The 25,410-nt window shown below is 68.4% G+C and carries 23 protein-coding genes; 8 read left to right on the forward strand and 15 right to left on the reverse strand.

Annotated features, from left to right (window positions below; all coding sequences use genetic code 11):
• Positions 1-729, reverse strand: coding sequence for a response regulator (locus CA2_RS01820; protein WP_042412004.1), 729 nt, complete (start codon positions 727-729; stop codon positions 1-3).
• A 138-nt stretch (positions 730-867) separates the two neighbouring features.
• Positions 868-2,211: an AmpG family muropeptide MFS transporter gene (locus CA2_RS01825; RefSeq protein WP_042412005.1), complete on the reverse strand. Its 1,344-nt coding sequence runs from the start codon at positions 2,209-2,211 to the stop codon at positions 868-870.
• Between the two features lie 58 nt (positions 2,212-2,269).
• Here CA2_RS01825 and CA2_RS01830 point away from each other — a divergent pair, with 58 nt between their 5' ends.
• The 3 genes from CA2_RS01830 to CA2_RS01840 all read left to right on the forward strand — a co-directional run bounded on the left by CA2_RS01830 (position 2,270) and on the right by CA2_RS01840 (position 4,886).
• On the forward strand, positions 2,270-2,956 hold the full coding sequence (locus tag CA2_RS01830; protein ID WP_042412006.1) for an AraC family transcriptional regulator: 687 nt from the start codon (positions 2,270-2,272) through the stop codon (positions 2,954-2,956).
• A 66-nt stretch (positions 2,957-3,022) separates the two neighbouring features.
• Complete coding sequence (locus tag CA2_RS01835) at positions 3,023-3,919, forward strand: DMT family transporter (protein ID WP_042412008.1); 897 nt, start codon at positions 3,023-3,025, stop codon at positions 3,917-3,919.
• Between the two features lie 49 nt (positions 3,920-3,968).
• Positions 3,969-4,886 carry a M48 family metallopeptidase gene (locus CA2_RS01840; protein ID WP_081888826.1) on the forward strand — a complete coding sequence of 306 codons (918 nt, stop codon included), beginning with the start codon at positions 3,969-3,971 and terminating at the stop codon, positions 4,884-4,886.
• Between the two features lie 96 nt (positions 4,887-4,982).
• Here CA2_RS01840 and CA2_RS01845 read toward each other — a convergent pair whose 3' ends face one another.
• From CA2_RS01845 to azu, 5 genes are all read right to left on the reverse strand, one after another.
• The gene (locus CA2_RS01845) at positions 4,983-5,933 is read right to left on the reverse strand and encodes a lactate/malate family dehydrogenase (protein WP_042412009.1); all 951 of its coding nucleotides are present in this window, start codon (positions 5,931-5,933) and stop codon (positions 4,983-4,985) included.
• Positions 5,934-7,442: an SLC13 family permease gene (locus tag CA2_RS01850; RefSeq protein ID WP_042412010.1), complete on the reverse strand. Its 1,509-nt coding sequence runs from the start codon at positions 7,440-7,442 to the stop codon at positions 5,934-5,936.
• A gap of 272 nt (positions 7,443-7,714) precedes the next feature.
• Entirely contained in the window at positions 7,715-7,948 is a 234-nt protein-coding gene (locus tag CA2_RS01855) for a hypothetical protein (RefSeq protein WP_042412011.1), read from the reverse strand.
• The gene (locus CA2_RS01860) at positions 7,948-8,586 is read right to left on the reverse strand and encodes an MBL fold metallo-hydrolase (RefSeq protein WP_042412013.1); all 639 of its coding nucleotides are present in this window, start codon (positions 8,584-8,586) and stop codon (positions 7,948-7,950) included. Before CA2_RS01860 ends, CA2_RS01855 begins: the two co-directional genes overlap by 1 nt.
• 99 nt (positions 8,587-8,685) lie before the next feature.
• Positions 8,686-9,141 carry an azurin gene (gene azu / locus CA2_RS01865; protein ID WP_042412014.1) on the reverse strand — a complete coding sequence of 152 codons (456 nt, stop codon included), beginning with the start codon at positions 9,139-9,141 and terminating at the stop codon, positions 8,686-8,688.
• A gap of 427 nt (positions 9,142-9,568) precedes the next feature.
• On the opposite strand from azu, the gene CA2_RS01870 reads away from it, so the two are divergent.
• Positions 9,569-10,075 (forward strand): flavin reductase family protein, encoded by a 507-nt coding sequence (locus CA2_RS01870; RefSeq protein WP_231499101.1) that lies wholly within the window; start codon positions 9,569-9,571, stop codon positions 10,073-10,075.
• A gap of 84 nt (positions 10,076-10,159) precedes the next feature.
• Here CA2_RS01870 and minE read toward each other — a convergent pair whose 3' ends face one another.
• The 4 genes from minE to CA2_RS01890 all read right to left on the reverse strand — a co-directional run bounded on the left by minE (position 10,160) and on the right by CA2_RS01890 (position 14,289).
• Positions 10,160-10,423 (reverse strand): cell division topological specificity factor MinE, encoded by a 264-nt coding sequence (minE, locus tag CA2_RS01875; protein WP_042412016.1) that lies wholly within the window; start codon positions 10,421-10,423, stop codon positions 10,160-10,162.
• 6 nt (positions 10,424-10,429) lie between these two features.
• The gene (minD, locus tag CA2_RS01880; protein ID WP_042412144.1) at positions 10,430-11,242 is read right to left on the reverse strand and encodes a septum site-determining protein MinD; all 813 of its coding nucleotides are present in this window, start codon (positions 11,240-11,242) and stop codon (positions 10,430-10,432) included.
• A gap of 67 nt (positions 11,243-11,309) precedes the next feature.
• Positions 11,310-12,083, reverse strand: a complete 774-nt coding sequence (gene minC / locus CA2_RS01885) for a septum site-determining protein MinC (protein WP_042412018.1) — start codon at positions 12,081-12,083, stop codon at positions 11,310-11,312.
• A 121-nt stretch (positions 12,084-12,204) separates the two neighbouring features.
• Positions 12,205-14,289, reverse strand: a complete 2,085-nt coding sequence (locus tag CA2_RS01890; protein WP_042412020.1) for an acetoacetate--CoA ligase — start codon at positions 14,287-14,289, stop codon at positions 12,205-12,207.
• Positions 14,290-14,517: 228 nt separating this feature from the next.
• On the opposite strand from CA2_RS01890, the gene ubiM reads away from it, so the two are divergent.
• The 3 genes from ubiM (at position 14,518) to scpC (ending at position 19,245) form a co-directional block, all read left to right on the forward strand.
• Entirely contained in the window at positions 14,518-15,804 is a 1,287-nt protein-coding gene (ubiM, locus tag CA2_RS01895; protein WP_042412022.1) for a 5-demethoxyubiquinol-8 5-hydroxylase UbiM, read from the forward strand.
• A gap of 244 nt (positions 15,805-16,048) precedes the next feature.
• Positions 16,049-17,341, forward strand: a complete 1,293-nt coding sequence (locus CA2_RS01900; protein ID WP_042412024.1) for a solute carrier family 23 protein — start codon at positions 16,049-16,051, stop codon at positions 17,339-17,341.
• 389 nt (positions 17,342-17,730) lie between these two features.
• Complete coding sequence (scpC, locus tag CA2_RS01905; protein ID WP_042412025.1) at positions 17,731-19,245, forward strand: succinyl-CoA:acetate CoA-transferase ScpC; 1,515 nt, start codon at positions 17,731-17,733, stop codon at positions 19,243-19,245.
• An 82-nt stretch (positions 19,246-19,327) separates the two neighbouring features.
• On the opposite strand, the gene CA2_RS18215 is transcribed toward scpC, so the two are convergent.
• From CA2_RS18215 to recQ, 4 genes are all read right to left on the reverse strand, one after another.
• Complete coding sequence (locus CA2_RS18215; protein ID WP_162858920.1) at positions 19,328-19,471, reverse strand: hypothetical protein; 144 nt, start codon at positions 19,469-19,471, stop codon at positions 19,328-19,330.
• A 136-nt stretch (positions 19,472-19,607) separates the two neighbouring features.
• Complete coding sequence (locus CA2_RS01910) at positions 19,608-20,807, reverse strand: threonine ammonia-lyase (RefSeq protein WP_042412145.1); 1,200 nt, start codon at positions 20,805-20,807, stop codon at positions 19,608-19,610.
• Positions 20,808-20,964: 157 nt separating this feature from the next.
• Complete coding sequence (locus CA2_RS01915) at positions 20,965-22,635, reverse strand: acyl-CoA dehydrogenase family protein (RefSeq protein ID WP_042412026.1); 1,671 nt, start codon at positions 22,633-22,635, stop codon at positions 20,965-20,967.
• Positions 22,636-22,724: 89 nt separating this feature from the next.
• On the reverse strand, positions 22,725-24,590 hold the full coding sequence (gene recQ, locus CA2_RS01920; protein WP_042412028.1) for a DNA helicase RecQ: 1,866 nt from the start codon (positions 24,588-24,590) through the stop codon (positions 22,725-22,727).
• 206 nt (positions 24,591-24,796) lie between these two features.
• Between recQ and CA2_RS01925 the strand changes: the two genes are divergently transcribed.
• Positions 24,797-25,354, forward strand: a complete 558-nt coding sequence (locus CA2_RS01925; protein WP_042412030.1) for an acyloxyacyl hydrolase — start codon at positions 24,797-24,799, stop codon at positions 25,352-25,354.
• Positions 25,355-25,410 lie beyond the last annotated feature (56 nt).

Raw genomic sequence — 25,410 nt, forward strand, 5'->3', positions numbered from 1 at the left:
TCAGTCCTGCTGCTTGGCGAAGACATAGCCCACGCCGCGCACCGTCAGGATGCGCTTGGGGGCCTTGGGGTCGGCCTCGATGGCCGCGCGGATGCGGCCCATGTGCACGTCGATGGAGCGGTCGAAGGCCTCCAGCTCGCGGCCACGCACGGCCTCCATGATCTGGTCGCGCGTCAGCACGCGGCCAGCGCGCTCGGCCAGCGCCACCAGCAGATCGAACTGGTAGCTGGTCAATTCCGCCGGGTGTCCGGCCACGGTCACGGTGCGGGCATCCCGGTCGATCTCCAGGCTGCCAAACCGCAGGGCCGGTGTGCTGCGCACCGCGCTGGCGGCGGGCGCATCGTCACCACGGCGGCGCAGGATGGCGCGGATGCGCGCCAGCAGCTCGCGCGGCTCGAAGGGTTTGGGCAGGTAGTCGTCGGCGCCGATCTCCAGGCCGATCACGCGGTCCATGGGGTCACCCTTGGCCGTCAGCATCAGCACCGGCACCTTGGCGGCAGGCCCCTGCATGGCGCGCAGGCGGCGGCAGACTTCCAGCCCGTCCATGTCGGGCAGCATCAGGTCCAGGATGACGAGGTCCGGCAGCGCCCCCGCACCCTGCAGCTGGGCCAGGCCGCTGGTGGCATCGGCACAGTGTTGCACCGACAGGCTGTTCTGGCCCAGATAGGCGCTGACCATGTCGGCCAGGCGCACATCGTCCTCGATCATCAACAGGTTGTGTGTGCTCATGCCCGCCAGTGTAGGGGGCCTGTTTGTCTGTCACGTAAAGCCCGGGTAAAGCGCAGGCCACCCGGACGGCGCAGCGCAGCGGCCGGCCTGTATGGGCCGAACCGCTAGCTCAAAGCCATAGCAGTCTGCGCAGGCGCATCAAGCGCTGGAGGTCGTTTTGATGCGTGACGCCAAGGCCACCAGCAGCAGCACCGGCAGGCCCAGGCAGGCCGTGCCGACGAAGAACGTCGCATAGCCATGGACGTCGACAAACGCGCCCGAAAAACCGGCCAGCCACTTGGGCGCCAGCATCATCATGGAGCTGAACAGCGCGTACTGCGTGGCCGAGTACTGCACGTTCGTCAGGCTGGACAGGTAGGCGATGAACGCCGCCGAGGCGATGCCGCCGGCGAGGTTGTCGGCGCTGACCACCAGGGTCAGCCCGGTCAGGTCGTGGCCGCGCGTGCTCAGCCAGGCGAACAGCAGGTTGCTGGCGGCCGACAGCACGGCCCCCAGCATCAGCACGCGCATCACGCCGATGCGCATGCTGATCACCCCGCCGATGAAGGCCCCCACCAGGGTCATGATGACGCCGAAGACCTTGCTGACCGTGGCCACCTCGCCCTCGCTGTAGCCCATGTCGACGTAGAAGGGGTTGGCCATGATGCCCATCACCACGTCGCTGATGCGGTAGATGCCGATCAGCGCCAGGATCAGGATGGCCTGCCAGCCGTAGCGGCGCACAAAGTCAACAAACGGGGCCACCAGCGCCTCGCGCAGCCACTCGCTCAGGTTGCGCGCCGGGGTCTGCGCGCGGCCCGCCGGCTCCGGCGACAGCAGCACGGTACACACGCCGACCAGCATGCTGGCAGCCATCACGCCATAGGCCAGCTGCCAGGCGCCATGTACATAGGTGGTGGAGCCCTGCAGGGCCGCCGCCACCAGCCACAGCGCCCCGGCGCCGGCCCAGATCATGGCCAGCCGGTAGCCCGTCTGGTAAGTGGCCGCCAGCGCGGCCTGGCGCTCGGCGTTGGCCGATTCGATGCGGAAGGCATCCAGCGCAATGTCCTGCGTGGCCGAACCAAAGGCCACGGCCAGGGCGCACCAGACCATGCGGTTCAGGTCCTGCTGCGGATCGGTGAAGGCCATGCCCAGCAGCCCGCCAATGATCAGGCCCTGCGCCAGCAGCAGCCAGCTGCGCCGGCGCCCCAGCCAGCCGTGCAGCACCGGCAGCGGCAGGCGGTCCACCAGCGGCGACCAGACCCACTTGAAGGCATAGGCCAGGCCGACCCAGCTCATGTAGCCGATGGTGGAGCGGTCGATCCCGGCCTTGCGCAACCAAAATGAGAGCGTGCCCAGCACCAGCAGCAAGGGCAGACCGGCCGAAAAGCCCAAGGCCAGCATGCGCAGGCTGGCGGGTTCGGCATAGACCTTGAGGGTGTCCGCCCAGGAGCGGCGGGGCGAAGCGGAAGCGGGGGCAGCAGGGCGAGAAGCGTCGGGCATGGTGTGGGCAACAAGCGTTGTGCCATTATCACCAGCGCCACCCCCTTCGCCCGCCACCATGCCGCCGCCCTCACTGCCTGTTACCCTGGATTGCAGCCTGCGCCACTACGGCGGTGAGCATCCTGCGCACGCGCACGCCACGCATGCCCAGCTGCTGTACGCGCTGTCGGGCCGCATGGAGCTGGAGGTGGACGGCCACAGCGCCTATGTCGACACGGTCACCGGCCTGTGGATCCCGGCCGGCACGCGCCACGCCTACCTGGCACCGCCCGGGGCGCAGATGCTGGTGATGGACGTGGTGGCCCCGCCCTGCACGGCGCTGGACAAGCTGCGGCGCTTTCAGGTGCCGCGCGCGGCCAGCTGCCCGCCCCAGGCCCTGGCCGCCACCGAGCGCCTGCAGCTGCTGCTGGACGCCCCCACACTGCTGCCGCGCCGTGGCGTGGACGTGCAGGCCCTGGAGGCGCACATCCGCTGCGCACTGCACACCCCCTGGCCCACGGCCCGCATGGCGGCGTGGTGCCACCTCAGCCCGCAGCGCTTCCACGCCCGCTGGCTGGAGTTGACCGGCCGCACGCCGCAGCAATGGCTGCGCCAGCTGCGCCTGGACCAGGCCGAGCGCCTGCTGGCGCGCGGCCGCAGCCTGGAGGCCAGCGCTGCGGACTGCGGCTACGCCAGCGCCAGCGCCCTGGCCTATGCCCTGCGGCGCGACCGGGGCACCGGTGCGCGCGCCCTGCGCCGGCGCTGAGCCGGCGCGCGCAGAATGCGCGTTGCTCGACATTTGCCAGCGCCGCCGCTGGCAGCATTGCCCCCCATGCAGTCCTCGAATTCTTCCGCCCACGGCATCCTACTGGTGCTGGGTGCCGCCATGCTCTGGGGCACCACCGGTACCGCCCAGAGCTTCGCCCCGGCCGACCTCTCGCCCTACTGGGTGGGCGCCCTGCGCATGGTGGTGGCCGGCGCCTTCTTCGTCGCCCTGTGCGGGCTGGTGGGGCGCAGCGACCCGGCCCGCCGCCGGCTGGACCTGCCGCGCCTGCTGGTCTGCGCGCTGTGCATGGCCACCTACAACCTGACGTTCTTTGCCGGGCTGCAGCGCACCGGCGTGGGCTTTGGCACGGCCGTGGCCCTGGGCTCCAGCCCGATCTGGGCCGGCCTGCTGCAGGCAGTGCTGCTGCGGCGCTGGCCCGTGGGCCTGTGGTGGCTGGGCACGACCATCGGCGTGGTCGGCGGCTTTGTCATGGGGCTGGGCAAGCCCGGGGACTGGCAGGTGTCCTGGCTGGGCATCGGCCTGTGCCTGCTGGCCGGCCTGACCTATGGGGCCTATGCCTTGCTGAGCCAGACCCTGGTGCGCCAGGCCGGCGTGGCCCGCGTCAATGCCTGGGTCTTTGGCAGCGCCGCCCTGCTGTCCCTGCCGCTGGCGGCGGTGCTGGGCGGCGAGCCCCAACTCAGCCCCCGCGGGCTGAGCGTGGTGCTGTACCTGGGCCTGGTGGCCACCGGCGTCGCCTACCTGCTGTTCTCCAGCGGCCTGCGCACCGTGTCGGCCGCCACCAGCGTGGCCCTGAGCAAGTTCGAGCCCATCACTGCCTTCGTGCTGTCCATCCTGATCGTGGGCGAGGCGCCCACCTGGCTGGCCGTGACCGGCCTGGCCCTGGTGCTGTGCGGCCTGTGGCTGGTGGTGCACAGCGAAATGCGCCAAGACCGACACGGCTGAGGGCGCAGACGCTTCTACACTTGGGCTGGATTGAGGATGGACACCCCCTATGCACCCTGCACTGCCCCCCCGCCCCCCTTCTGATGACCACCCCACCGGCTGCTGGTGCGGCCAGGAGGACGCCTGCGCCCCGGCCGGCACACCACGCAGCCTGTGGCAGGCGCGCCGCGCCTTTCTGCTGCTGGGCGGCGCGGCCACGGCCAGCGCGGCGCTGCCAGCCTGGGCACAGGTGGATGTGGGGCAATCTTCGCGCCTGCGCCACCTGGTGCCGGCCGAAGAGTTGGAGCAGGCGGCCGAGCAGGAATACGCCAAGCTGCTGCAAGAGGCCCGCAGCCAGGGCAAGCTGGTGCCCGCCAGCGATGCCCAGACCCAGCGCCTGCAACGCATTGCCCAGGCCCTGATCCCGCACACCGCCGCGTGGAACGAACGCGCCCGGCAGTGGCAGTGGTCGGTGGCCCTGATCCGCAGCAACGACATCAACGCCTTCTGCATGCCAGGCGGCAAGATCGCCTTCTTCACCGGCATCATCGACAAGCTGCGCCTGAGCGACGACGAGATCGCCATGGTCATGGGCCACGAGATGGCCCACGCCCTGCGCGAGCACTCGCGCGAACAGCTGGCCAAGAACACCGCCACCAGCCTGGGCATTTCGCTGGGGGCCCAGCTGCTGGGCCTGGGCGATGTGGGCAACTACGCGGCCCGCCTGGGCGGCCAGTTGCTGAGCCTGCGCTTCAGCCGCAACGATGAAAGCGATGCCGACCTGGTCGGCCTGGAGATCGCCGCGCGCGCGGGCTACAACCCGAACGCTGCCGTCAGCCTGTGGGAAAAAATGGGCAATGCCACGGGCAGCAACGCCAATGGCCTGGCCTTTCTGTCCACCCACCCCAGCGGGCCCGAGCGCATCCGCGAACTGCAGCGCAACGTGCCGCGGGTCACCGGCTTGTACGAGGCCGCCCGCCGCCGCTGAGCGCGACGCCCCCTCATCGAGATCCAGAACAAAAGGCCCGCAGATGCGGGCCTTTTCGTGGTGGGTTGTCTGCCGGCGCGGCCGCAGGGACAGCGCTCAGCGCTGCAGAGACTGCAGCCCGTCGGCAATCGTGCCGGCCAGCAGCGCCGCGCTGGCGCGCAGGGCCTCGGTCTCCTGGGCATTCAAACCGGGCAGGAACGGGGCCGAGGCCCCGCGCGCACCGATCAGGTGGGGCAGGGACACGCAGGTGTCGCGCACGCCCAGCAACTCGGGCATGCAGGTGGACACGGCGAACACCGACTGCTCGTCGGCGACGATGGCCTTCACCAGCCGCGCGATGCAGCCGCCGATGCCGAAGTTGGACACGCCCTTGCCGGCCTTGATGCGGTAGGCCGAGGTGCGCACGTCCTCGGCCATCCGCGCCTGCATGGCGGCGTCGATGGGCCGGCCCAGCTGGGCGGCAAACTCCGTCACCGGCATGCCCGCCACCTGGGCGTGGCTCCAGTGCGGCACGGACGAATCCCCGTGCTCGCCCAGCACATAGGCGTGGACGGACTGCGAGGCCACGCCCAGGTAGTCGGCCAGCCGGTCGCGGAAGCGGATGGAGTCCAGTGAGCAGCCGGTGCCAATCGCGCGGCCCGGCGGCAGGCCGTAGCGGTGCACGGCGATGGCGGGCATCACGTCCACCGGGTTGGTGGCGAACAGCAGCACGGCGTCGGGCGCCACCTTCAGCACCTGGTCGATGATGGTGTCCGTCATCTTCAGGTTCTGCTGCAGCAGCTCCAGCCGCGTCTGGCCGGGCTTGAGGCTGGCGCCGGCGGTGATGACCACCACCGAGGCACCGGCCAGGTCGGCGTAGTCGCCTTCGCTGACGCGGGCGGCCGTGCCAAAGGCGGCAGCGTGGCCGATGTCGGCCGCCTCACCGGCGGCGCGGGCCTCGTTCTGGTCGACCAGTACGATCTGACTGATGCCCGGCGTGGCCGACAGCAGGTAGCCGGCGGCCGCGCCGACCTGGCCGGCGCCGATGATGCCAATGCGTGCCCCCATTTACAGCACCCCCATGGCGGGCCACAGGGTGGCGGACAGCAGCAGGATCAGGCCCAGGCCGGCCAGCGTGACCACGATACCGACCTTGGCGAACTGCGCGGTGTTGAAGGCATTGGTGCCGTAGCACAGCATGTTCTGCGGCGCGTTGGTGGGCAGGATGAAGCCAAAGGAGACCACGAAGCTCTGGATCATGACGATGCCAAACGCGGTTTCGGGGCTCACGGGCAGGGTCTGCGTGAAGGCGATCATGATGGGGATCAGCGTGCTGGCCAGGCCGGTGGCCGAGGCAAAGCCCAGGTGCAGCACGATGCTGAACACCGACAGCGCGGCAATCACGCCCACCACGGGCAGGGCCGACAGGCCCATCTGGCCCAGCGTCTGCTGCGCCAGCCAGCCGGCGGCGCCGGTCTTGGACAGCAGGTTGCCCAGCGAGATGGAGGCGGCGAACAGCACGATCGTGCCCCAGGGCACCAGCTTTTCGGCCTGCGACCAGTGCATCACCCCGATCTTGGGCATCAGCAGCAGGGCAATGCCGATCTGGGTGGTGGTGGTGGTGTCAAACGGGTGCAGCATGCCCTCGGTGGACCACATCACCAGCAGCAGTGCCGCCACGGCCATCAGGCGCTTTTCGGAACCGCTGACCGGACCCAGCTCGGCCAGTTGCTGGCGCAGCTTGGCGGTCATGTCCTCGCCGGCGGGCACCTGGGGACGCAGGATCCACATGGCGGCAAAGAACAGCACCACGCACATGCCGATGGTGAACGGCAGGGCGGTGATGAACCACTGGCCCCAGGTGATGTTGTGGCCAAAGGCCTGCTGCATGAAGTTCAGGCTGATGATGTTCTGCGCCGCGCCGGTCTTGATCGCCATGTTGAAGATGGAGCAGGCACTGGCGGTGACGATCATCAGGGTGGCACCCAGCGAGCTGTTCACGGCCAGACCCAGGGCGGCGGTGATGCCGATCATGATCGGAATCACGGCGCCCACGCGGGCCGTGGCCGAGGGGATGAACAGGGCCAGCACGAAGCCGACGATCATCGCGCCCAGCACCAGGCGGGCTGGCGAGACGCCGATCTTGCTCATGACGATCAGCGCAATGCGCTTGTCCAGGCCCGTGTGCTTGAGCGCCACGGCCAGGAACAGTGCGGCTGCCACCAGCAGCACGGCGGTGGACGAGAAGCCGCTGAGCATGGTGGTCAGTGCGGCCGAGGAATTCATCACCTTGCCGCCTTCGGTCAGCGAGGTGCCCATCAGCCCCAGCACGGCGGCGCCGGTCAGGATCACCGCGCTGTTGGCGGGCGAGACGCATTCGCTGATCCACAGCACCACGACCAGCACCAGCAGGCCCAGGGCCACCTGGCCCGAGGCGCTGAGGCCGGCCGGCTGCGGCAGGGCCAGCACGATGCCGTACAGCACCAGGGCCAGCAGCAGGAAGGCGAGTTTTTTGTTGGAATCGGGTTCCGGTCTGGAGGTGATGGGACCGGTTTCGGGTGCGGGCGTAGACGCCATAGGAACTCCTCGCAAGCAATGCATCGTTACGTGATGCAACCATGCTAGTTCTTGCGGGGAGGTTTAGGTATTAACCCGTATACGTTCTGCGCGAGATTTGATCCGCGTCAAGAGTTCCACGAACACGACACACGCGCCACGGCCGCCCGTGGTGCCGCCGACCGGCACGGGCGCAGCCGCGCTGGCGAGCGCGGGAAAATATCAGAAAAGTGAGCTGCCCGCGCAATCTGAATGGGCGATAGCCCTGGTTTTCATGCCAACTCCGGTATACCCTAGTAGCTGCGCAGCACGGCGCGCAGCAGCCACCCGGCCCCCGCCAGCAGCAGGCGCAACCCGCAGAACACGGCGCCCAGCACCGCCGCGTTGCGCAGGGACTGCGGCCAGTCCATGGCCCACGGCTGCCCCTGCCACGCGGCCCAGCCGCCCGCCAGGGCGGGCACGACCAGCAGACCGATCACCGCGGCCACGGCCAGCCACCACACGCAATGGCGCGCCGTGGCGCCCATCAGGTGTTGCCGACGTAGGGGTTGGCCTGGCGTTCGCGCCCGAAGCTGCTTTCCGGGCCGTGGCCGGGGATGAATACGGTCTGGTCGCCCATGGGCCACAGGCGCTGGACGATGGAGTCGATCAGCTGCTGGTGGTTGCCCTGGGGGAAGTCGGTGCGGCCGATGCTGCCGGCAAACAGCACGTCGCCGACGAAGCAGCGCTCGGCCTGCGGGGCGTGGAAGACCACGTGGCCCGGCGTGTGGCCCGGGCAGTGGCGCACCTGCAGCACCTCCTGGCCGATGGCCACGGTATCGCCGTCGTGCAGCCAGCGCGTGGGCTCGAAGGGTTCGGCCGGGGGAAAGCCGAACATGGCGCCCTGCTGGGGCAGGCCGGCGATCCAGAAGCGGTCGCCCTCGTGCGGGCCGATGATGTCCAGCTGGCGCTTGCGCGCCAGCTCGGCCACGGCGCCGGCATGGTCGATGTGGGCGTGCGTCAGCCAGATGGCCTTGAGCTGCAGGCCCAGGCGCTCCAGCTCCCACTCGATGATGTCGATGTCGCCGCCGGGGTCGATCACCGCCGCCTCCAGCGTCTGGTCGCACCAGACCAGGGAGCAGTTTTGCTGGAAGGCGGTGACAGGAATCGTGTGGTACTGGAACATGGCGGTCTCTGCAAAGTGGCTGCTGCGATTGTGCCCAAGCCCGGGCCGGAAAAAAGCCGGGCGCCGGGCTGCAGGCCCACCTTCTGTGAGGTGCGCCGCTCAGCTGCCCAGCTTGAGCACGCCGCGCATGATGAAGGAGTGGCCCGGGAAGGAGCAGAAGTAGGTGTACTCGGTGCCGGCCTTGAGCTTGGCGACGTCCAGGTTCACCGAGGTGGTCTCGCCGCCGCCAATCATCTTGGTGAACGCCAGCACGCGCGCATCGCCGGGCTTGACGTACTCGTTGGCTGCACCGGCCTTCAGGCCATCGGCGGCCGCAGCGTTGGTGTCGGCCGTGGTGGCCAGCACGATGTTGTGGCCCATGGTGGACTTGGACATCTTGCCGGTGTGCTTCAAGGTCATGGTGAAGCTGGTGCAGGACTTGGGCACTTCCTCGCTCTTGATGTTGAACTGCATCTGGTCATTGCCTTCGATGGTGACGGCGCAGTCGGCCGCCAGGACCGGGGTGGCAAGGCTTCCAAGGGCCAGCAGGGCGACAGTCGTGCAGATTTTTTTCACGCAAACATCCTTTGCATCAAGGGGGAGGAAAGATGGCGCAACGCCGGCGGCGCTGCTTCTGTCGGCATTCTGAAAGCAATCCCGGACAAAATTCTGCCTTGTTCGGCGTACGTGCCACAACGCGTGGGCGGTTTGCTGCGCCTCCTTTGACCCCCATCAAACCGCAGAGCGTCCCCCAGCCCCTGGCTGCTGCATTTACAGAAGCTGATGGCGCTTTCTCCATCAACGTTTCAGGCATTTGTATATCTGAAAACCTTATTTATCAAACGCAGGCAGCTATCAAAAAATACAGCCCCTGTGCCGCAGGCGACGCCCGCCCGCGCTGCGGGCGGTCAGGCCGGCTAGCATCGGCACGCACATTAGCCCCACCCACACAGCGCTCTATCAGAGTTTGCATAATCTCCCACCTACTTAGATCAACGCTGTCGTGAATATCCCCTCTCTTGCGGCACCGCCCGACGCGGCCGCTTTCACCGAACGAGATTTCCGCAACGCCCTGGGCCAGTTCGCCACGGGCGTGACGGTGGTGACGACGGCGGATGACCAGGGCCGACCCGTGGGCATGACGGTGAGCTCCTTCAACTCGGTGTCGCTGCAACCCGCACTGGTGCTGTGGAGCCTGGGCTGCCACGCCGGCAGCTACCCGGTGTTTGCGCAGTGCACGCACTACGCCATCCACGTGCTGGCCGCGCACGACAAGCCCCTGGCCCTGCAGTTCGCGCAGCGCGGGGTGGACCGCTTTGCCGGCATCGCCTGGCAGCCCAACGCCCAGGGCGTGCCCGTGCTGGAGGGGGCGCTGGCCACCTTCGAATGCCGCGCGCGCAGCCAGTACCGCGAAGGCGACCACTTGATCCTGGTCGGCGAGGTGCTGGCCTGCCGCCACGCGGCCCACGCCACGCCGCTGCTGTACCACCGCGGCCGCATGCAGGACTGAGCGTCCCTGACCCCTCTCTATAAAAAAACCGCAGCACCCGGGACCGGGTCTGCGGTTTTTTTGCTGTGGGCTGGGCGGGGCGGGTCAGCGCACGGCTTCGGGCAGTTCGATCTTCACTTCCAGCACTTCCAGGTTGTCCTGGCGCTCCAGCTGGACCTTGATGTCCTCGGGGTTGATGGAGACGTACTTGGACACCACGGCCATCAGCTCGCGCTGCAGCGCGGGCAGGTAGTCGGGCTGCCCGCTGCCACCGCCCACGCGTTCGCGGGCCAGGATGATCTGCAGGCGTTCCTTGGCGACGGAGGCAGACTTTTTCTTCTCCCCCAGCAACATAGAAATGATGGACATGGCTGCTTACCTCCCGCCAAAGATGCGCTTGAAAAATCCGGGCTTTTGCGCATCGGTGAAGCGCATGGGGCGCTCCTCGCCCAGAAAACGCGCCACCACGTCCTTGTAGGCTTCCGACACGTCCGAGCCGTCCATGTGCACGGCGGGCACGCCCTGGTTGGAAGCCTGCAGCACGGTCTCCGATTCCGGAATCACGCCGATCAGCGGGATGCGCAAGATGTCTTCGATGTCCTGGATAGACAGCATCTGCCCATCTTCGACACGGTTGGGGTTGTAGCGTGTGATCAGCAGGTGCTCCTTCACGCCCTGGCCGCTGACCGCCTTCTCGGTCTTGGAGCTGAGCATGCCCAGGATGCGGTCCGAGTCGCGCACCGAGGAGACCTCGGGGTTGGTCACCACCAGCGCCTCGTCGGCGTAGTGCATGGCCATCAGCGCGCCGCTTTCGATGCCGGCGGGCGAGTCGCAGATGATGAACTCGAAGCCCATGCCCGCCAGATCGTCCAGCACCTTCTTCACGCCTTCCTGCGTCAGCGCTTCCTTGTCGCGGGTCTGCGACGCGGCCAGTACGAACAAGTTGTCGCACTGCTTGTCCTTGATCAGGGCCTGGTTCAGGTTGGCCTCGCCATGGATCACGTTGATCAGGTCATAGACCACGCGGCGCTCGCAGCCCATGATCAGGTCGAGGTTGCGCAGGCCGACGTCAAAGTCGATCACCGCCGTCTTGTGCCCGGACAGGGCCAAGCCGGACGCAAAGCTTGCACTCGTGGTGGTCTTGCCTACGCCACCTTTACCAGAGGTCACTACGACGATTTTGGCCATGTTCAAAGGGTTCCTTCGCGAAGAATCTTGTTCGGATAGACGTTCAACGGGCGTCCTGGGATGGTGCTCATGCTAAACGCATTGGCTCGATCACCAGCTTTTCACCCTCTAATCGGGCTTGGGCCGGCTTGCCGGCGATGTCTTTGGGCAGGTCGGTCTCCAGCGCCCGGTAGTTGCCGGCGATCGACAGCAGCTGCGGCTCCATGCAGGTGCTGAAGATGCGGGCCTCAGTGTTGCCGCGCGCACCCGCCACGGCGCGCCCCCGCAAGGGCGCATAGACGTGGACATTGCCGTCGGCGATGACTTCGGCGCCGTAGCTGACCACGGCCATGACCACCAGGTCGGTGCCGCGCGCATAGACCTGCTGGCCCGAGCGCAGCGGCTTGTCCACGATCAGCGCGTTCGGCGCGGGCGCCGGCACTTCGCGCACCACCTCGACCTCCACCGGCACCTCGCGGATGACTTCCACCTCGCGCACCTCCACCGCCGTGGGCTTGGCACGCGCCGGTTGGGCGTCCGGGGCCGGCATCAGGCCTGCCGCATGGGCGGCCGCCATCTGCGCGGGTGAGCCGCCGCAGACCGCCACCGGCAGGGTGCGGTGGCGCTTGAGCGCCTTGATCAGCTTGGGAAAGTCGATGTCCTCGGTGCTGTCGCGCACATGCTGCAGATCGATCAGCACCGGGTCGTTGTCGAAGAAATCGGGGTCGTCCGCCAGGCGCTGCGCCAGGTCCCGGGTCAGGACGGCCACTTCGGTGTCCCGCAGCGCCACGGCCATCACGGGCAACTGGGCACTTTTGAGGTCAAAGCTGGAGCGGGCGGTGCCCTGCGAGTCAACGGCCATGATGGGGAGTACGGTTAGGGGAAGGGGCGCGAACTCAAAACGCGCCAAGTGTACCCCGCCAGCCTGCGCCCAGACCGTGCCCCCGGGGGCACGGCCAGGCCGCGGCGGGGCGGCCGGCGTCTCAGACCGCGGCGCTGGCGGGCACTTGCTTGCGCTGCGCGTAGCGCACAAACCAGTCCAGGCTGCCCGGATTGGCCATGGTGTCCGGGTTCACCACCTTGGCCAGGGGCTGGCCCAGGAGCAGCTTCTTGATCGGCAACTCCTGCTTCTTGCCGGTCAGGGTGCGCGGGATCTCGGCCACCTGCAGGATCTCGTCGGGCACGAAGCGCGGTGACAGCGCCTGGCGGATGGCCGCGGCGATCCGGGCCTGCAGCGCATCGTCCAGCACCAGGCCGGCGCGCAGCACCACGAACATGGGCATGAAGCTCTCGCGCCCCAGGTACTCCAGGTCCACCACCAGGCTGTCCAGCACCTCGGGCAGGGCTTCGACGGCGCTGTAGATCTCGCTGGTGCCCATGCGCAGGCCGTGGCGGTTGATGGTGGCATCGCTGCGGCCATAGATGGTGCAGCCGCCGTGCGGCGAGACCTTGAGCCAGTCGCCGTGCCGCCAGACGCCGCCCATCGCGGCCGGGCCATCGCCGCCGCCGGGCTGGCGGCCGTGGCCGGCGGGGTACATGTCGAAGTAGCTGCCCAGGTAGCGCTGGTTGCCGTCGTCCCCCCAGAAATACAGCGGCATGGACGGAATCGGCTGGGTGCAAACCAGTTCGCCCACGGCGTCGGTCACGGGCTCGCCGGCCTCGTTCCAGGCCTCCACCGCCGCGCCCAGCATGCGGCACTGCATTTCGCCCGTGTACTGCGGCAGCTCGCGGTTGCCGCCGATGAAGGCGCCGCAAAAGTCGGTGCCGCCGGACAGGTTGTTCCACCAGATGTCCGGCGTGCCCAGGCGCGCGAACTGCTGCGTGCCCCAGGCCTGCACATCGGGCGCCAGGGGCGAGCCGGTGCTGCCCAGGCCGGTGATGCGCGACAGGTCACCGCACTGGGCCAGGTCCAGGCCGGCCTTCATGCAGTTGGCATAGAAGGCCGCGCCAGCCCCAAAGCTGGTGACACGGTGGCGGGCCGCAAAGCGCCACAGCACGCCCCAGTCCGGCTGGTCCTTGCTGCCGCCGGGGCTGCCGTCGAAGATCACGCAGGTGGTGCCGCCCAGCAGGCCGGCGACCTGGGAGTTCCACATCACCCAGCCGGTGGAGCTGTACCAGTGGAAGCGTTCGCCCCAGCTCTCGGGGTCGTAGCTGCAGCCCACATCGTTGTGCAGGGCCTTCATGGCCAGAGCCACCAGCATGATGCCGCCGTGCCCGTGGACGATGGGCTTGGGCAGGCCGGTGGTGCCGCTGGAGTAGACGATCCACAGCGGGTGGTCGAACGGCAGCCACAGCGGGGCAAACGCCTGCACCGCGGCATCGTCGCGCGCCAACACCTCATCCCATCTGCGGCTGTCGGCCACCGGCTGGGTGGCGTGCGGCGTGCGCAGCACCAGCAGGTGCTGCACGCTGGGCAGCTGGGCGCGCAGCTCGCTGGCGATCTGGCCCCGGTCCATGGACTTGCCGGCGTAGTGCACGCCGTCCACGGCGATCAGCACCTTGGGGGCGATCTGCTTGAAGCGGTCCAGCACGGCCGCCGTGCCCATGTCGGGGGCGCACACGCTCCACACGCCACCCACACTGGCCACGGCCAGGAAGGCCACGATGGCCTGCGGGATGTTGGGCAAGTAGGCGGCCACGCGGTCGCCGGGCTGCACGCCCTGGGCCTGCAGGTGCAGCGCCAGCGCGGCCACCTGGCGGCGCAGCTCGGGCCAGGACAGCTCGGTCACCTGACCCTGTTCGTTGTCGGCCACCACGGCCGGCATGCCGGCCGCGTGCGCGGCCTCCACATGGCGCAGCACCTGCTGGGCATAGTTCACCTGCGCGCCGGGAAACCATTGCGCCCCGGGCATCACGTTGCGCCCCAGGGCCGCGCTGTGCGGCGTGGGCGACTGCACCGCGAAGTAGTCCCACACGCTCTGCCAGAAGGCATCCAGGTCCGTGACCGACCAGCGCCACAGCGCGTCATAGCGGTCGAAGTGCAGGCCGCGGTGCTGGGCCAGCCAGTGCTGGTAGCGGCGGATCTGGGGCGTGCGCGGCACGGCGGCGGAAGGCGTCGATGTAAGCATGCGGTCAGCGTAGCGAGCGCCCCCCGGTCCCGCCATGCCAGCAGCCCGGATTGACAAACGGCGGGTGACGACCGTTGGTCAGGCCGCTGCAGAAGCCGCACCCACCCCATGCTATTGACGCAGTACAAGCTCGGGCCGCCCCAAACCGACGCACAATGGACGCTGCCCTTTGCCAGGGCACGCCCCAGACCGGGTCACAATTGGCCCACTTTCACCGTGATAGCACCCATGTCCATGCACACCGATGTCCTCATCGTCGGCGCAGGCCCTGCCGGCCTGTCGCTCGCCATCTCCCTGGCCCACGCAGGCTTGCAGGCCACGGTGCTGGAACTGCAGGGCGAATCCCAGCTGGCCCAGCCTTCCCCCGACGGTCGCGAGATCGCCCTGACCCACCCCAGCGTGCAGACCCTGCAGCGCCTGGGCACCTGGGCGCGGCTGGCCGACCACGAGATCGGCAGCATCCGCGAGGCCATCGTGCACGATGGCCCGGTGGGCCAGCGCTCCACCCTGGACATCGTGGCCGCCGGCAGCGGCACCGACTACCTGGGCCGCATCGTGCCCAACCACGCGCTGCGCCGCACCGCCTGGGAAGTCGCCAGCAGCACCGAAGGGGTGCGCATCATCACCGGCGCGCGCGTGACCCAGGTGCGCACCACGCCCACCCACGCCGAGGTGCACTACACCACCGAGGACCAGGGCGTGCGCGTCGACGCCGAGCCGCTGCAGGCCCCGCTGGTCGTGGCTGCGGACAGCCGCTATTCGGCCGTGCGCCGCATGCTGGGGGTGGGCGCGCAGATGACCGACTTCGGCCGCAGCGTCATCGTCTGCCGCCTGAGCCACACCCAGCCGCACGAGGACAAGGCGCACGAGTGCTTTGGCTACGACCGCACCCTGGCCATCCTGCCCGTGCAGCCCGACCCCGCCACCGGCGAGCTGCTGTGCTCGGCCGTGGTGACCACCGACTCCGCCGACGCGCAGCAGTTGATACAGCTGTCGCCCCAGGAGTTCGCCGCCCACGTGCAGCACCACTTCCAAAGCCGCCTGGGCGACATGCAGCTGGTGGGCGAGCGCCACATCTACCCGCTGGTGGCCACCTATGCCCACCGCTTCAGCGGCGACCGCTGGGCCCTGCTGGGCGATGCCGCCGTCGGCATGCACCCGGTGACGGCGCACGGCTTCAACCTGGGTCTGTCCGGCGTGGAACGCCTGACGGCCGCCATCGTCTCCGCGCGCGGCGCGGGCCACGACTGGGGCCAGGCCGGCGTGCTGGCCAGCTATGCCCAGGGCCACCACCGCCATGCCTGGCCCATCTTCCAGGGCACGAACACGGTGGTGAAGCTGTTCACCGACGCGCGCCCCATGCCGCGCCTGGTGCGCCAGGCGGTGATCCAGGCCTCGCGCCGCATCCCGCCGATCAAGGCCGCCATCGTGGCCCAGCTCACCGGACGCAGCCCCTGGACCCTGCTGGCCGATCAGCTGCGACGGCCACCGTTTTTTCCGCGCAACAGCCGTTGACGGGCGCCACTCAAAAACATGAGTGGCTTGCGCTGATGCTGGGCGGGTTTCGTGCCGAAAACACATTGAAACCCAGCTGCAACGAGCGCCAACAGCTCCTAAAAATAATGCCTTGCGCCGAGCGCCCTGGCACGCCGTCTGCTTGACCCCGGCAGACAGGCGCGCAGGGCTGCCTGGCGCGGGCATGTCGTGCGTGCGGGAAAGCCTCTAACATCGCGCCAGCAATTTTTACGGAGCAATACAAATGGGAATGTTTTCCTGGACTGAAAAGTCCCCCGCCGTGCTGCAAAACGGCGGCGTGATCGGCCCCGACGAGCGTCTGCCCTGGGCGCAGACCGGTCTGATGGGCATCCAGCACGTGATCGCCATGTTCGGCTCGACGGTGCTGGCCCCCATCCTGATGGGCTTTGACCCCAACGTCGCGGTGCTGATGAGCGGCATCGGCACGCTGATCTTCTTCCTCATCACCGGCGGCCGCGTGCCCAGCTACCTGGGCTCGTCCTTCGCCTTCATCGGCGTGGTGATTGCCGCCACGGCCTATGCGGGCCAGGGCGCCAACGCCAACATCGGCCTGGCCCTCGGCGGCATCATCGCCTGCGGCCTGGTCTACACCCTGGTGGGCGTGATCGTGCACCTGGTGGGCACCGGCTGGATCGAGCGCTTCATGCCCCCGGTGGTGACCGGCGCGGTGGTGGCCGTGATCGGCCTGAACCTGGCGGCCATCCCCGTCAAGAACATGGCGGCCAACAACTTCGAAGCCTGGATGCAGGCCGTGACCTTCGTGTCCGTGGCCCTGGTGGCCGTGTTCACCAAGGGCATGCTGCAGCGCCTGCTGATCCTGATCGGCCTGATCATCGCCAGCATCGTCTACGCCGTGCTGACCAACGGCCTGGGCCTGGGCAAGCCCGTGGACCTGGCCGGTGTGGCCAACGCCGCCTGGTTCGGCCTGCCCACCTTCCACGCCCCGGTGTTCAGCGCCAACGCGATGCTGCTGATCGTGCCCGTGGTCATCATCCTGGTGGCCGAGAACCTGGGCCACATCAAGGCCGTGACCGCCATGACCGGCAAGAACCTGGACCAGTACATGGGCCGGGCCTTCATCGGTGACGGCGTCGCCACCATGGTCTCCGGCGCGGCCGGCGGCACCGGCGTGACCACCTATGCCGAGAACATCGGCGTGATGGCCGCCACGCGCATCTACTCCACCGCCGTGTTCCTGCTGGCCGCCGTGCTGGCCGTGCTGCTGGGCTTCTCGCCCAAGTTCGGCGCACTGATCCAGGCCATCCCCCTGCCCGTGATGGGCGGTGTGTCCATCGTGGTGTTCGGCCTGATCGCGATTGCCGGCGCCAAGATCTGGGTCGACAACAAGGTGGACTTCTCCGACACCAAGAACCTGATCGTCGCCGCCATCACCCTGATCCTGGGCACGGGCGAATTCACGCTGAAGTTCGGCGAGTTCGCACTGGGCGGCATCGGGACCGCCACCTTCGGCGCCATCCTGCTGTACGCCCTGCTGGACCGCGCCCGCAAGTCCTAAGGCCTGGGCAGCCGGGGCGGCCCGCCCGCCCTGCATCCCCTGCACCGGTCTGCCCCTGGCAGACCGGTTTTTTTATGCCGATGCTGCACCGCAGCAACCGATAGGTGTTTACCCTAATCTTCGTTGTGCGTGCGCACACTCTCTTTGAAACTCAATAAAAACAAGGTGCTGCTCGCAGCTTTGACAAAGCGGGCCACGCTGCAACCAAGGGTTAACACTGATACCATCGACGCCGGAGATTCGGGCCCACGGAGATGTACGCAGGCCAAGAAGCCGGACACCCCCGCAGGCGATCCGGCCCGGACGCACGGCGCCCCCTGCACACCTCTGTCGCCCTCGAAAAGCCGCCTGCCCAGGCGGCTTGTTTTTGCAAAGTTGGAGAAACCTCGATGAGCCTGGCAGAGCGCGTGCGCTACCCCCAATTCCACAACCGCATCATGACGGCCGAGGCCGCCGCGGCCCTGATTCCGCACGGCGTGAACGTCGGCATGAGCGGCTTCACCGGGGCGGGCTACCCCAAGGCCCTGCCCCAGGCGATTGCGGCCCGCGCCAAGGCCGAGCATGCCGCCGGCAAGCCCTACAAGATCAACGTCTGGACCGGTGCGTCCACCGCCAGCGAATGCGACGGCGTGATGGCCGAAGCCCACGCCCTGGGCCAGCGCCTGCCCTTCAACACCGATCCGACCGCGCGCAAGGCCATCAACAGCGGCGAGATCGACTTCATCGACATGCATCTGTCCCACGTGGCGCAGCATGCCTGGTTCGGTTTCCTGGGCCACATGCACGTGGCCGTGGTGGAAGTGCTGGGCGTGACCGCCGACGGCCTGCTGATCCCGTCGACCGCCGTGGGCAACAACAAGACCTGGCTGGAGATCGCCGACCAGGTGATCCTGGAGGTCAACACCAAGCCACCGGCCAAGATGGAAGGCATGCACGACATCTACTACGGCACCGCCATCCCGCCGCGCCGCATGCCCATCAACATGACGCATGCCGACCAGCGCATCGGTGACCAGTACCTCAAGGTCGACCCCAACAAGGTCATCGCCGTGGTGGAAACCAACAAGGGCGACCGCGACAACGTGTTTGCCGCGCCCGACGCCAACTCCAACACGATTGCCGCCTCCATCATCGACTTCCTCGCGCACGAGATGCAGATGGGCCGCCTGCCCAAGGAGATGCTGCCCATCCAGTCGGGCGTGGGCAATGTGGCGAATGCCGTGCTGGCCGGCCTGCTGACCGGCCCGTTCGAGAACCTGCTGGGCTTCACCGAAGTGCTGCAGGACGGCATGCTGGACCTGCTGCGCGCGGGCAAGATGAGCAAGGCCTCGGCCACGTCCATCTCGCTGTCTGCGGCAGCCTACAAGGACTTCGAGGACCACATCGACTTCTACCGCGAGCGCATCATCCTGCGCCCGCAGGAAATCTCCAACCACCCCGAGCTGGTGCGCCGCCTGGGCATCATCGCCATGAACTCGATGATCGAGGCCGACATCTACGGCAACATCAACTCCACCCACGTCATGGGCACGGGCATGATGAACGGCATCGGCGGCTCGGGCGACTTCGCGCGCAACGGCTACCTGTCCTTCTTCGTCACGCCCTCGGTGGCCAAGGACGGCAAGATCAGCTGCATCGTGCCCATGTGCTCGCACGTGGACCACACCGAGCACGACACGCAGATCATCGTCACCGAACAAGGCCTGGCCGACCTGCGCGGCCTGTCGCCCAAGCAGCGTGCGCGCGTGATCATCGACAAGTGCGCGCACCCGGATTACCGCGACCAGCTCAACGACTACTTTGACCGCGCCCGCGCCCAGGGGGCCCAGCACACGCCGCACCTGCTGACCGAGGCGCTGAGCTGGCACCAGCGCTTCATGGACACCGGCGACATGCGCGTCTGAGCCACGCCGCGCCCACAAAAAAACCAGCTGCAATGCAGCTGGTTTTTTTAGGGATGTGCCCCGCTGAAAAACGCTTTTCAGCCTAGGCCATGGTGACCGCAATGAAGGCCAGCAGGAACATCATGGCCGCGCCCACCAGGGGCAGGACCACGGGAATCACGGGCACCACCGCTTCGACCGCATCTTCGGGCGGCTGGGGCGTGGCGGGATCATGGGACTCGTGCATGGGCGCAACCTCCTCACTGCAAAGCGTTGAACAAGGGCCGTCGCCGTCCAGGCGACCGGCACCGGTCCATTCTAGGCAGCCGGCCCGGTGCGCGCGCACTGGCTAACCCTGAGGCCGCGCCGCGCTGAAAAGGTCTTTACAGCCGCACGGCCTCCATGCCGGCCGCGCGCAGCGCCTGCAGCACCTGCTCCACATGCGCCTGGTTGCGCGTTTGCAGCACCAGGTCGATGTCCACGTTCTGCGCCGCCAGCAGGGTGAAGGCGCGCTGGTGGTGCACCTCCTCGATGTTGGCGCCGGCCTCCGCCACGGTGGCGGTGATCTGCGCCAGCACGCCGGGCACATCGCGCGCGCTGACGCGGATGCGCGCCAGCCGGCCCGAGCGGGCCATGCCCCGCTCGATGATGGCCGCCAGCAGCAGCGGGTCGATGTTGCCGCCCGACAGGATCAAGCCGATCTTGCGGCCCTTGAACTGCGCACCATGGCGCAGCAGGGCCGCCAGGCCGGCGGCGCCCGCGCCTTCGACCAGGGTTTTCTCGATCTCCAGCAGCATCAGCACGGCCTGCTCGATGTCGCCCTCGTCCACCAGCAGCAGCTCGTCGACCAGCTCGCGCACCACCTCGCGCGTGATGGCGCCGGCCGTCGCCACGGCAATGCCTTCGGCGATGGTGGAGGCGCCCATGGGCAGGTCGCGGCCCTGCACGGCGTTCAGCATGGACGGGAAGCGCTGCGTCTGCACCCCGACCACGCGGATGTCGGGCTTGAGCGCCTTGGCCGCCGTGGCCACCCCAGCGATCAGGCCGCCGCCGCCCACGGACACCACCAGGGTGTCCAGGTCGGGCTGCTCGGCCAGCATCTCCAGCGCCAGCGTGCCCTGGCCGGCGGCCACGCCTTCGTCGTCGAAGGGGTGCACAAAGGTCAGGTTCTGCGCATCGGCCAGCGCATAGGCGTGCTGGCGCGCGGCCTCCAGCGTGTCGCCGTGCAGCACCACCTCGGCGCCAAAGCCGCGCGTGCGCTCCACCTTCACGCCGGGCGTGAAGCGCGGCATGACGATCACCGCCCGCACCCCCATGCGCTGGGCGTGGTAGGCCAGGCCCTGGGCGTGGTTGCCCGCGCTCATGGCGATCACGCCGCGCGCCTTTTCCTCGGCGGTCAGCAGCTGCAGGCGGTTGCAGGCGCCACGCTCCTTGAACGAGGCCGTGAACTGCAGGTTCTCGAACTTCAGGAACACCTGGGCACCGACGATGTGCGAAAGCGTTTGCGACTCCACGCAGGGCGTGCGCAGGATGTGGTCGCGCAGGCGGGAGGATGCGGCTTGGATATCGGAATAGGTCAGCATGGTCTGCACATTCTGGCGCAAGCCCCGGCGGCATGGCGGCGTGGGGCGGGCAAAAAACTTTTCAGATTCAGGAGCATTTGGCGCGCGCATGGCCTGCACTTCAGGCATGAAACAGCCTGAAAGGCAGACTGCACGCGCGCCAGCCGCTGCATTCTTTTCAGTACGGCAGCGCGCGCTGCAGGATGGCGGCGCTGTCCAGCCCCTGGACCGGGCTGGCGCCCAGCACCCCGCCGCTGGCGCAAGGACCGCAGCGCGTGGCGATGAAGGCATCGGCCACCGCCGCCGGGGCATGGCGGCGCAGCAGGCAGGCCTGTGCCACCAGCACCAGCTGCTGCACCCAGTGGCGCGCCTGCGCCTCCATCGCGTCGGGCGCCTGGCGCAGGGCCCGCTGCAGCCCCTGCGCCAACGCATGCACGGCCGCGTGCAGCGGGGCATCGCCGGCCGCCTGCTGCTGCAGGTCGTGCAGCAGCAGCGCGGCGGCCTCCGGCTCGCGCGCCAGGGCGCGCAGCACGTCCAGGCACATGATGTTGCCCGCGCCTTCCCAGATCGAATTCACCGGCGCTTCGCGCAGCAGGCGCGGCATGACGCTGGTCTCCACATAGCCGTTGCCGCCCAGCACCTCCATGGCCTCGGCCACGCAGGGGATGGCCCGCTTGCAGACCCAGAACTTGGCCGCCGGCGTCAGGATGCGCTTCCACGCGCGCTCCAGCGGCTGGGCGTCATGCTCAAACGCCTGGGCCAGGCGCATGCCCAGCGTCATCGCGGCCTCGCTCTCCAGCGCCAGATCGACCAGCACGCTGCGCATCAGCCCGTGCGTGGCCAGCGACTGGCCGAACGCCTGGCGCTGGCGCGCATACGCCAGGGCCTGCACGGTGGCCGTGCGCAGCATGGCGGCACTGCCCAGCACGCAGTTCAGCCGCGTCTGGGACGCCATCTCGAGGATGGTGGGAATACCGCGCCCGACTTCGCCGATCAGCAGGCCCCAGGCATCCTGGAATTCCACCTCGCTGCTGGCATTGCTGCGGTTGCCCAGCTTGTCCTTGAGCTGCAGGATGCGGATGGCGTTGCGCGTGCCGTCGGGCCGCCAGCGCGGCACCCAGAAGCAGCCGATGCCGTCGTCCGGCGCCACGCGCGCCACCACCAGGTGGGCGTCGCTGGTCGGCGCCGAGAAGAACCACTTGTGCCCGCGCAACCGGTAGGCACCACCACGCCCGCCGGTGCCCAGGGGCGTGGCCATGGTGGTGTTGGCGCGCACGTCCGAGCCGCCCTGCTTTTCCGTCATGCCCATGCCCACCCACAGCGCCGTCTTCTCGGCCAGCGGCACATCGCGCGGGTCGTGGCTGCGGCTGAACAGCCCGGCCTGCACCTGGGCCCACAGCGCCGGTTCCCGGCGCAGCAGCGGGATGGCGGCCGTGGTCATGGTGGCCGGGCACAGCGTGCCCTGCTCCACCTGACCGTGCAGGTAAAAGCCCGCGGCCCAGGCGCTGAAGCGGCCGGGCTGCGCGGTGTCGAACGGCAGGCCGACCAGGCCCTGCTGCCGGTACAGCGCCAGCAGCCCATACCAGGCCGGGTGGAAGTCCACGCGCTCGTCCAGCCGGCCGCGCGCATCGAAGCGCTGCAACTGCGGGCCGTGGCGGTTGGCCTGCTCCGCCAGCGCCCAGGTGGCCGGCTGGCCCAGGGTCTGGGCATAGGCATCCAGCTGGGGCCACCAGGCCTGCGCCCCGGCGCGGCGCAGGGCGTCCTGCAGCGCCGGGTCGGACTGCAGCAGGTGGTAGTCGCGCAATTCATCCACCTGGTTGTGGATGTCGTGGGTGTCCCAAAGGTGCATGGCCGCTCCCGCGCTGTGGAGCGACCAGTCTAGAAGCTGCAAGGCCGGCGCAGCACCGGGTGAACACCAGCCCCGGGGGGCGCCGATCTTCAGCGGCTGGCGCCCACCACGCGCAGCACTTCCTGACCATAGGCTTCGAGCTTTTTCGCCCCGATGCCGCTGATGCCCTGCAGGGCTTCCAGCGTCTGCGGGTTGCGCTCGGCAATGCCGGCCAGCGTGGCGTCGTTGAAGATGACGTAGGCCGGCAGGTCGTGGGCCTTGGCCACTTCCGAGCGCCAAGCCTTGAGGTTGATGAAGCGCGCCTGCGCATCCGGCCCCAGGTGCATGGCCGCCGCGCTGGTGGTGGCCCCGCGCTTGCCGCCGCGGCTGCGCGTGGCGGCCACGGATTCGCGCAACAGCACCTGCACATCGCCGCGCAGCACGGCGCGCGACTGCGGCGTCAGCGTGAGCGTGTCGAAGACGTGGCCGCTGTTCTCGCTGGTCACCTTGTGCAGGCCGAGGGCGCCGGTGGCCAACAGCTGGCGCATCACGCCGCGCAGCTGCTGCTCGGAATAGTCCTTGCCGATGCCGAAGGTGGAGATCTTGTCGTGCAGGAACTGCGTGACCTTGTCCGTCACCTTGCCGCGCAGCACGTCCATGATGTGGCCCGCACCAAAGGTCAGCTGGCTCATCTCGTGCACGCGGAAGATGGTGGACAGCAGCTTGCGCGCGGCGTCCGTGCCGTCCCAGATGGCGGGCGGGTGCAGGCAGTTGTCGCAGTTGCCGCAGGGCTCGGACGCTTCCCCGAAGTACTGCAGCAAGCGCACGCGGCGGCAGTCCGTGGCCTCGGCCAGCGTCAGCAGGGCATCGAGCTTGCCGCGCAGCACGGCCTTGAAGGCCTCTTCGGCCCCGCCCTCGTCGATCATGCGGCGCTGGTTGACCACGTCCGAGATGCCATACGCCATCCAGGCCTGGGCCGGCAGCCCGTCGCGCCCGGCGCGGCCGGTTTCCTGGTAGTAGCCCTCGATGTTCTTGGGCATGTCGACGTGGGCCACAAAGCGCACATCGGGCTTGTCGATGCCCATGCCGAAGGCGATGGTCGCCACCATGACGATGCCCTCTTCGCGCAGGAAGCGGTTCTGGTGCAGCTGGCGCATCTCGGACGGCAAGCCCGCGTGGTAGGGCAGCGACTGGATGCCGTTGTCCTGCAGGGTCTGCGCCAGCTCTTCCACACGGCGGCGCGACTGGCAGTAGACGACGCCGGCCTCGCCCTCGTGCTCGTGCTTGATGAAGCGCATCAGCTGGTGCGTGACGTCCTTCTTCTCGACGATGGTGTAGCGGATGTTGGGCCGGTCGAAGCTGCTGACGAACTGGCGCGCGCCTTCCAGGTGCAGGCGCTCAACGATGTCGGCCCGCGTCAGCGCATCGGCCGTGGCCGTCAGCGCGATGCGCGGCACGCCGGCATAGCGTTCGTGCAGCACCGACAGGGCGCGGTATTCGGGCCGGAAATCGTGGCCCCACTGGCTCACGCAGTGCGCTTCGTCGATGGCGAACAGGCCCAGCTGGCCCTGGGCGAACAGGTCGTCCAGCAGGCCCAGAAAACGCGGCGTGACCAGGCGTTCGGGGGCCACGTACAGCAGGTTCAGCTTGCCGCACTGCAGCTGCCACTCGACCTCCTGGGCCTGGGCGTAGTCCAGCGAGGAATTCAGGTAGGCGGCCTCAACCCCGGCTTCGTGCAGCGCACCGACCTGGTCGTGCATCAACGCGATCAGCGGCGAGACCACGATGGCCACACCGTGGCCCTGCTGCTGGCGCACGATGGCCGGGATCTGGTAGCACAGGCTCTTGCCGCCGCCCGTGGGCATCAGCACCAGGGCATCGCCCCCGTCCGTCACATGTTCCACGATGGCCTGCTGCGGCCCGCGAAAGGCGGCATAGCCAAAGATATCGTGCAAGACAGTGTGAACGGCGGACACTAGACAATCCCAACAGGCGGTGAAACAAAACGGCGGCCAGGCAGGGGCCGGCCGCGTATTGTGCGCTGCACGACGCCCCGGCGGCGGCGCGCCTGGCTTTGACCTTCATCCACCCGCCGTGCGCTTTGGGGTCTTGACTGACAGCCTGGTACGGAGACTGTTCCGAAGAATGGAGCATCGGGATTGCACCCTTTGCGGAGGTCTGTATGGCACACATTCGACACTGGCTGGCCCTGGCATGCCTGGCGGGCGGCCTCCCCGTGCTGGCACAAACTGCCCCCAGCCCCCCATCCCCCACGATGTACCTGCAGGCAGGCGCTGGCGAGGACAGCAGCCAGGCCCTGGTGCTGGGCGTCACGCTGCCGTGGAAATCCTGGTCCTGGCCGCTTGGCGGGGGGCTGGTCCGCGGTCACTGGGACCTGTATGCCGGCGCCTGGTCCGGGCGGGATCTGGCCCAGGACCGTTTCCACACGGCCGTCATCGGCGCCGGGCCCAGCCTGCGCTGGCGCGGGCGGCAAGGAGCGTCGCCATGGTTCCTTGAGGTGGGCACCGGCCTCATGGTGTCCCACAAACACTTCTACGCCAGCGATGAGCGCATGGCCACGCGCTGGAACTTTGCCTCCCACCTCGGGCTGGGCATGAACTGGGGCCCGCGCCAGGAGCACGAACTCTCGCTGCGCCTGCAGCACGCCTCCAACGCCGGCGCCAAGGAACCCAACCCGGGGGTCAATTTCCTGCTGCTGCGCTACGCCCACGCGTTCTGAGCGCGGCCGGTCCACGGCGGCGGGCTGTCGCCTAGCCAACAGCACCGCCTTCCGCA

This window comes from Comamonas aquatica NBRC 14918, assembly GCF_000739875.1.
Classification (GTDB): domain Bacteria; phylum Pseudomonadota; class Gammaproteobacteria; order Burkholderiales; family Burkholderiaceae_C; genus Comamonas; species Comamonas aquatica.

Excerpts from the sequence above, each read along its gene's own strand:
- minC (WP_042412018.1), bottom strand. The coding sequence starts at position 12,083 with ATGGCCGTTGACTCGCAGGGCACCGCCCGCTCCAGCTTTGACCTCAAA.
- CA2_RS01845 (WP_042412009.1), bottom strand. The coding sequence starts at position 5,933 with ATGGGGGCACGCATTGGCATCATCGGCGCCGGCCAGGTCGGCGCGGCC.
- CA2_RS01830 (WP_042412006.1), top strand. The coding sequence starts at position 2,270 with ATGCCGCCGCCCTCACTGCCTGTTACCCTGGATTGCAGCCTGCGCCAC.
- ubiM (WP_042412022.1), top strand. The coding sequence starts at position 14,518 with ATGTCCATGCACACCGATGTCCTCATCGTCGGCGCAGGCCCTGCCGGC.
- minE (WP_042412016.1), bottom strand. The coding sequence starts at position 10,423 with ATGTCCATCATTTCTATGTTGCTGGGGGAGAAGAAAAAGTCTGCCTCC.
- CA2_RS01840 (WP_081888826.1), top strand. The coding sequence starts at position 3,969 with ATGCACCCTGCACTGCCCCCCCGCCCCCCTTCTGATGACCACCCCACC.
- CA2_RS01925 (WP_042412030.1), top strand. The coding sequence starts at position 24,797 with ATGGCACACATTCGACACTGGCTGGCCCTGGCATGCCTGGCGGGCGGC.
- scpC (WP_042412025.1), top strand. The coding sequence starts at position 17,731 with ATGAGCCTGGCAGAGCGCGTGCGCTACCCCCAATTCCACAACCGCATC.
- minD (WP_042412144.1), bottom strand. The coding sequence starts at position 11,242 with ATGGCCAAAATCGTCGTAGTGACCTCTGGTAAAGGTGGCGTAGGCAAG.
- CA2_RS01835 (WP_042412008.1), top strand. The coding sequence starts at position 3,023 with ATGCAGTCCTCGAATTCTTCCGCCCACGGCATCCTACTGGTGCTGGGT.
- CA2_RS01850 (WP_042412010.1), bottom strand. The coding sequence starts at position 7,442 with ATGGCGTCTACGCCCGCACCCGAAACCGGTCCCATCACCTCCAGACCG.
- CA2_RS01890 (WP_042412020.1), bottom strand. The coding sequence starts at position 14,289 with ATGCTTACATCGACGCCTTCCGCCGCCGTGCCGCGCACGCCCCAGATC.
- CA2_RS01820 (WP_042412004.1), bottom strand. The coding sequence starts at position 729 with ATGAGCACACACAACCTGTTGATGATCGAGGACGATGTGCGCCTGGCC.
- CA2_RS01910 (WP_042412145.1), bottom strand. The coding sequence starts at position 20,807 with ATGCTGACCTATTCCGATATCCAAGCCGCATCCTCCCGCCTGCGCGAC.
- CA2_RS01825 (WP_042412005.1), bottom strand. The coding sequence starts at position 2,211 with ATGCCCGACGCTTCTCGCCCTGCTGCCCCCGCTTCCGCTTCGCCCCGC.
- CA2_RS01855 (WP_042412011.1), bottom strand. The coding sequence starts at position 7,948 with ATGGGCGCCACGGCGCGCCATTGCGTGTGGTGGCTGGCCGTGGCCGCG.
- CA2_RS01915 (WP_042412026.1), bottom strand. The coding sequence starts at position 22,635 with ATGCACCTTTGGGACACCCACGACATCCACAACCAGGTGGATGAATTG.
- CA2_RS01860 (WP_042412013.1), bottom strand. The coding sequence starts at position 8,586 with ATGTTCCAGTACCACACGATTCCTGTCACCGCCTTCCAGCAAAACTGC.
- CA2_RS18215 (WP_162858920.1), bottom strand. The coding sequence starts at position 19,471 with ATGCACGAGTCCCATGATCCCGCCACGCCCCAGCCGCCCGAAGATGCG.
- CA2_RS01900 (WP_042412024.1), top strand. The coding sequence starts at position 16,049 with ATGGGAATGTTTTCCTGGACTGAAAAGTCCCCCGCCGTGCTGCAAAAC.